This window comes from Aeromicrobium sp. Leaf272 (assembly GCF_001422865.1).
GTDB lineage: Bacteria > Actinomycetota > Actinomycetes > Propionibacteriales > Nocardioidaceae > Aeromicrobium.
On the sequence record NZ_LMMY01000009.1, the window covers coordinates 428,779 to 434,977 of the forward strand.

General features: G+C 71.7%; 6 protein-coding genes and 1 pseudogene. 3 read left to right on the forward strand and 4 right to left on the reverse strand.

What is annotated here, in order from left to right; translation table 11 throughout:
• From ASF38_RS18710 to ASF38_RS03690, 3 genes and pseudogenes are all read left to right on the forward strand, one after another.
• A pseudogene (locus ASF38_RS18710) lies at positions 1-247 on the forward strand (acetoacetate--CoA ligase); the annotation flags it as partial.
• Positions 244-888, forward strand: coding sequence for a hypothetical protein (locus ASF38_RS03685; protein WP_055963166.1), 645 nt, complete (start codon positions 244-246; stop codon positions 886-888). The pseudogene ASF38_RS18710 and the gene ASF38_RS03685, both read left to right, overlap by 4 nt.
• 147 nt (positions 889-1,035) lie before the next feature.
• Complete coding sequence (locus ASF38_RS03690) at positions 1,036-1,725, forward strand: hypothetical protein (RefSeq protein ID WP_056573694.1); 690 nt, start codon at positions 1,036-1,038, stop codon at positions 1,723-1,725.
• A 56-nt stretch (positions 1,726-1,781) separates the two neighbouring features.
• Here ASF38_RS03690 and ASF38_RS03695 read toward each other — a convergent pair whose 3' ends face one another.
• From ASF38_RS03695 to ASF38_RS03710, 4 genes are all read right to left on the reverse strand, one after another.
• A complete protein-coding gene (locus ASF38_RS03695; protein WP_055963159.1) occupies positions 1,782-2,249 on the reverse strand; it encodes a GNAT family N-acetyltransferase in 468 nt (155 codons plus the stop codon).
• 7 nt (positions 2,250-2,256) lie between these two features.
• Positions 2,257-3,217: aspartate-semialdehyde dehydrogenase (locus tag ASF38_RS03700; protein ID WP_235497373.1), on the reverse strand; the 961-nt coding region annotated here is incomplete at its 5' end.
• A 19-nt stretch (positions 3,218-3,236) separates the two neighbouring features.
• Complete coding sequence (locus tag ASF38_RS03705; protein WP_055963153.1) at positions 3,237-4,514, reverse strand: aspartate kinase; 1,278 nt, start codon at positions 4,512-4,514, stop codon at positions 3,237-3,239.
• 855 nt (positions 4,515-5,369) lie between these two features.
• The coding region (locus tag ASF38_RS03710; protein WP_162237291.1) for a S1 family peptidase at positions 5,370-6,199 on the reverse strand (830 nt) is incomplete at its 5' end.

The window sequence follows — 6,199 nt, forward strand, 5'->3', positions numbered from 1 at the left end:
CGGCACCGACGTCGAGGCCCTGCGCACGAGCGTGGCCCGAGAGCTGCGCACCCGGCTGTCGCCGCGCCACGTCCCCGACGAGCTGCACGTGGTGAGGGCGCTGCCCCGCACGCTCTCGGGCAAGAAGCTCGAGGTGCCGGTCAAGAAGATCCTGCGTGGAGTCCCGGCCGACGAGGCCGCCACGCGAGGCGCCCTCGCCGACCCCTCGGCCCTCGACGAGGTCGCTGCGGTCGCCGCATCGCGATGAGCCCCGAGCGCAAGGTCGTCCTCATTGGCATGCCGATGGGTCTGCTCATGACCGGGGGCGGGGTGCTCATGGCCGCGACGGCGTCCGGAGGCGACGCGCCGATGGGCGCGACGGTCGGGCTCATGGGCGCGGCCTTCCTCATGGCCGTCGTCTACATCCTCCTCCCCCGCCGCCCGGTCACGCCGAGGGTCGTCGACGGGAGCATCGTCATCGACGGCAGTCCCTGGCCGTGGCGGTTCCTCTGCGTCCTCACGGTCGGCACCACGGCGGCGGCGGTGCTGGCCACCGTCGCGCTGGGGGACCCCAGCGTCCTCGGTGACTCGTCCGGGCGCCGCTCGCCCGTCGTCCTGCTCGGCCTGTGGCCCGTGGGGGCCTGGCTCTGGTTCGTCACCGTCCGCGGCCGGACCCGGCAGCGTGTGACGGTGCGCGGCGACGTCGTGACCCTGCACGAGGGCCGGCGCAGCACGCAGGTGCGCGCCACGCGGCGACGCGTCCGGGTGGGCAGCGGCGACACCGCCCGCTCGCAGTCGGTGGTCGTGCGCGCACCCGCCCGAGAAGGCGAGCTCGTGCTCGCGAGCCGGTCGTTCGGCACCACGCCCGAGCACCTCGTCGACGCCCTGAGGGCCGCGCTGCCGGAGTGAGCGGGCCAGGCGTGGCCCGCACCGACCAGGTGCGCCTGGTCACGACGGGCCATTCCTGCGCAAGACTTGCTCACGGCCGTCGCACCACTCCTACGCTGAGCGGGCCCGCGCTCCGCCGGGCGCCATCTCCGTGAACGGACCGGTCCCATGCGCAAGCTCCTCGTCCTGCTCGTCGCCGCCCTCGTGGGCGTCGGCTCCACCCTGACGCTCGTGGCGCCCGCCCAGGCCGCGACGGGCGTCACCATCCGCACCATCGCGGACCCCAGCGCCGCGCCGGGCAAGACAGCGACCATCAAGCCGAGGTACTCCACCTCGGGCAAGGTCAAGGTGACCTACGCCCGCCTCACGGTGCGCCAGGGCAAGAAGGTCGTCGCCCGTGACAAGGCGTCCGTCGCCCTCAAGATCGCCGCGGACCCGAAGGTCTACTCGGTCACGACCGTCGTGAAGTACAAGGTCAAGAAGAAGGGCAAGTACGGCAAGACGATCACCAAGAGCAAGCGCCAGGACCTGTTCGCCTTCGCCTGCGCGACCGCCACGGCGCTCAAGACCATCACGTACAGCGACGCGCCCGGCGCCGGTACCACCTCGAGCGCCGTCGGGAAGGCGATCGGCAACCCGCAGGCCGGTGACGGCATCGCGCTCGGTGAGCTGTACGAGGGCGGCGACGAGGCCACCAAGGCCGAGGTCGAGGGTCTCTACGGCAAGGGCTGGACGTCCACGGACGTCCTCGTGACGCTCGGCTACGCGCGTTGCGGCACGACGCCGACCGCGTTCGCGATCGAGTACCTGATGGCCGGCGAGACCGAGCCCCGCGCGTACCAGCTCGCGGCCGAGTAGCCCCGGCGCGAAGGCCCCGCACCGCTCGACGGCGGGGCCTTCGTGCGTGCGCCGGGTCAGCCGGGCGGTCTGGAGTAGCGCAGCAGCACCGGCGCCACACCGCTGCCGTCGAGGAAGAAGTCGGCGGTGGTGCTGCCGTCGCGTTGCCAGCCGCGGCGCTCGTAGACAGCCTGCGCGTCGCGGTTGTGCTGCATGACGACGAGCCGCATCGGGACACCGTCGGCGTCGGCCCACGCCTCGGCGACGTCGAGGAGGGCGCGTCCCGCGCCCGCGCCGCGCGCGTCGACCGCGACGAAGAAGCGGGTCAGCTCCCAGGCGTCGTCTGCACGCACGAGAGCGACCTGCCCGACGACCCGTCCGTCGAGCTGCGCCACCCACGCGACGTCGGTGCCGTCGAGCAGCCACTCGGCTGTCACCCGCGAGGCGCGGACGGGGTACGCGTCGCGCTGGTGCACTCCCGCGAGCGCAGCGACCAGCGCGTCGGCGTCGGCGGGCCGGCGGGACCGGACCAGAAGATCGCTCACACCCACCTCAGCCGAGGAGGAGCTCGGCGATCTGCACCGTGTTGAGGGCCGCGCCCTTGCGCAGGTTGTCGCCGCTGACGAACAGCACGAGTCCCTTGCCCTCCGGCGCCGACTGGTCGGCACGGATGCGCCCGACCAGGCTCGGGTCGGCGCCCGCGGCCTGCAGCGGCGTGGGCACCTCGACCAGCTGCACCCCGGGCGCGCTGCCCAGGATCTCGGTGGCCCGCTCGGGGGTGAGGTCGCCCTCGAACTCGGCGTGGATGCTCAACGAGTGCCCCGTGAACACGGGCACGCGCACGCAGGTGCCGGCGACCCGGAGGTCGGGCAGGCCGAGGATCTTGCGCGACTCGTTGCGCAGCTTCTGCTCCTCGTCGGTCTCGTTGCTGCCGTCGTCCACCACGCTGCCGGCCATGGGCAGCACGTTGAACGCGATGGGCGCCACGTAGACGTCGGGGTCGGGGAACGCGACGGCGCTGCCGTCGTAGGCCAGCTCGTCGGCCTTCTCGACCACGGCGCGCGCCTGCCCGTGCAGCTCGCGCACGCCGGCGATGCCCGACCCCGAGACCGCCTGGTACGACGCGACGACCAGGCGCACCAGCCCGGCCTCCTCGTGCAGCGGCTTGAGGACCGGCATGGCGGCCATGGTGGTGCAGTTCGGGTTGGCGATGATGCCGCGGCCACCCGGACCGTCGCCGGCGGGGATGGCCTCGGGGTTCACCTCGCTGACCACGAGCGGGATGCTCGGGTCCTTGCGGAACGCCGAGCTGTTGTCGACCACGGTCACGCCCGCGTCGGCGAAGCGCTGCGCGTGGGCCCGCGAGGTGGTGGCACCGGCGGAGAAGAGGGCGATGTCGAGACCCGATGGATCGGCCGTCTCGGCGTCCTCCACCGTGATCTCGCGGCCGGCGAACGGCAGCACCGTGCCGGCCGACCGGGCCGAGGCGAAGAAGCGGACCTCGTCGGCGGGGNCGATGCTGGCGCGACGGCTCATCGTCCGGTCCCTCCGTAGACCACGGCCTGGACCTCGTCGGTGCCCAGGTCGAACGCCGAGTGGGCGGCGCGGACCGCCTCCTCGACCTGGCTCTCGGCCACCACGACCGAGATGCGGATCTCCGACGTCGAGATCATCGCGATGTTGATCCCGGCGTCGGCCAGGGCCTGGAAGAACGTGGCCGTGATGCCGGGGGCCGAGCGCATGCCGGCGCCGACGATGGAGACCTTGCCGACGCTGTCGTCGTACTGGAGGCGCTCGAAGCCGACCTCGTCCTTGAGCCGCGCCAGGGCGGTCATGGCGGTCTGGCCGTCGGCCCGCGGCAGGGTGAACGAGATGTCGGTGAGCGCCGTGGCGGCGGCCGACACGTTCTGCACGATCATGTCGATGTTGATCTGGGCGTCGCCGAGCGCGCGCAGGATCGCCGCGGCGTAGCCGACCTTGTCGGGCACACCGACGACGGTGATCTTGGCCTCGGAGCGGTCGTGGGCCACTCCGCTGATGATCGCTTGCTCCATGGTGGGGTCCTTCGTGACGTCGTCGGCCTTGATGACCCACGTGCCGGGCTTGTCGGAGAACGACGACCGGACGTGGATGGGCATGTCGTTGCGGCGCGCGTACTCGACGCAGCGCAGGTGCAGGATCTTGGCGCCGTTCGCGGCCATCTCGAGCGTCTCCTCGTAGGAGATCTGCGGGATCTGGCGGGCGTCGGGGACGATCCGGGGGTCGGCGGTGAAGATGCCGTCGACGTCGGAGTAGATCTCGCAGACGTCGGCCCTGAGGGCCGCGGCCAGGGCCACGGCGGTCGTGTCGGACCCGCCACGGCCGAGCGTCGTGATGTCCTTCGTGGTCTGCGAGACGCCCTGGAAGCCCGCGACGATGGCGATGGCGCCCTCGGCGATCGCCTTCTCGATGCGACCGGGCGTGACGTCGATGATCTTGGCCTTGCCGTGCTCGGCGTCGGTGATCACGCCGGCCTGGGAGCCGGTGAACGAGCGGGCCTCCTGGCCGAGGTTGCCGATGGCCATGGCCAGCACGGCCATCGAGATCCGCTCGCCGGCGGTGAGCAGCATGTCGAGCTCACGGGCGGGCGGCAGCGGGGAGACCTCGTTGGCGAGGTCGATCAGCTCGTCGGTCGTGTCGCCCATGGCCGAGACGACCACGACGACGTCGTGACCGGCCTTCTTGGTGGCGACGATGCGCTGGGCGACCCTCTTGACGCTCGTGGCGTCGGCGACGGAGGAGCCACCGTACTTCTGGACGACAATGCCCACGACGATGTCCTTGAGGTGCGGGGGTGGGGTGGACCGTGCCAGGGCGACGCTGACCGGGCAACGTCGTCCATGCTACCGGCCTGCGACAGGCCGCCTCCACCGTCGTTCCTGCCGTGGGACCGCGAGATCGCGCCGAGGGCGTCGGCGCGATCTGCTGCGGGTGGGTCGTGCCTTGCGGCTGCGGTGTTTCGGGTGGGTCTTCGCCTGCTGCTGCGCCGCTGTGGCTGCGAGTCGACCTGCGCTCCGAAAGGGCCTCGACCGGCGGCGAAGTCCGGGGTCGGGCGAGCGGTCGGAGCGCGGCTCGGGGGACGCAAGATTCTGCGTTCGTGCGCGAAGGGTCGAAGGATGCTGCGTTTGCTACGGGANTCCGGTGCGGAACGCAGCATCGTTCGGATCGCTGTGCGCGAAGGCAGATTCCTGCGTCCGCCCGGGCCCTTCGTGCGTCGGGTGGGCAGAGATTCTCCCTTCGCGCGGGACGGTCCACGAGAAGGGAGAATCCCTGCCCTCCAGGTCCCCAGTTCGTCGCCACGATGCTTCCTTCGCGAGGCACGGTCCACACAAAGGAAGAATCATGCGTGGATCCCGCGCAGATGAAGAATCGTGGCCGCGCCCCGCAGACCCACCCGAGGCGAGACCCACCGCTCCGGTCGAGGCCCTTTCGGAGCGCAGGTCCACTCGCGGCCGCAGCGACGCACCACCACACGAAGCCCCACCCGCAGCGACGCAGCAGCCAGGACGGTCCCGCCGAGGCAGCGCAGCAACACGTGAGCACCCCCCGCGAGACGACGAACGGCGCGGACCCGACACCTCCAGGGGAAGAGGGTGCCGGGTCCGCGCCGTGCGCGGTTCCTCCGGTCAGGAGGTCTTGAGGGTCAGGCCATAGGCGCTGAGGATCTCGTTGACGGGCTGGAAGTACGTCGTCCCGCCGACCGAGCAGTTGCCGGAGCCACCGGAGGTGACGCCCTGAGCCTGGTTGCCGGAGATGGCCGATCCGCCCGAGTCGCCCGGCTCGGCGCACGCGGTGGTGCGGATGAGGCCGGTCACGGAGCCCTCGGCGTAGTTCACCGTGGAGTTGCGGGCCTGGATGGTGCCGCAACGCCACCCGGTCGTGGAGCCGGAGCGGCAGATCGACGACCCGATCGCCGCGTTGGAGGATCCGCGGACGGCGACGCTGCCGCCACTGTAGTTGTTCACGGTGCCGGTGATCGACGCCGACGAGCGGATGAACGCGTAGTCGTTGCCAGGGAAGCTCGAGCCGGCGAACGTGCCGCTCGGCGACGAGGTGGTGCTGCCCGTGGTGCCGCAGTGACCGGCGCTCACGAAGCCGCCCGTGACGGCGAAGCCGATGGAGCAGCGCGCGCCGCCGATGTAGTAGGCGTCGCCACCCTGGTAAAGCGGCTGCGGACGCTCGGGAGCGGCCTCGGCCTGGAACGCCTCTGCCGGCACCCCGGCCTTCTCGGCGAACGTCTCGGCAGCGGCGACGTCCTGCGTCGGAAGGACGACCTTGTTGGACTCGGCGTCGACGTACCAGCCGGCCACGGTGTCGGGAGCTGCGCTCTTCTTCGCGTTGAGGTCCTTCATGTAGCCGTTCAGCTCCGCCGACGACCGCTCGACGGTGCGCGCCTCGGCGCCCTTCGCGGTGACGGCGTCGGCGGCGGCGGCATCGGTCACCGCGACGACGAGGG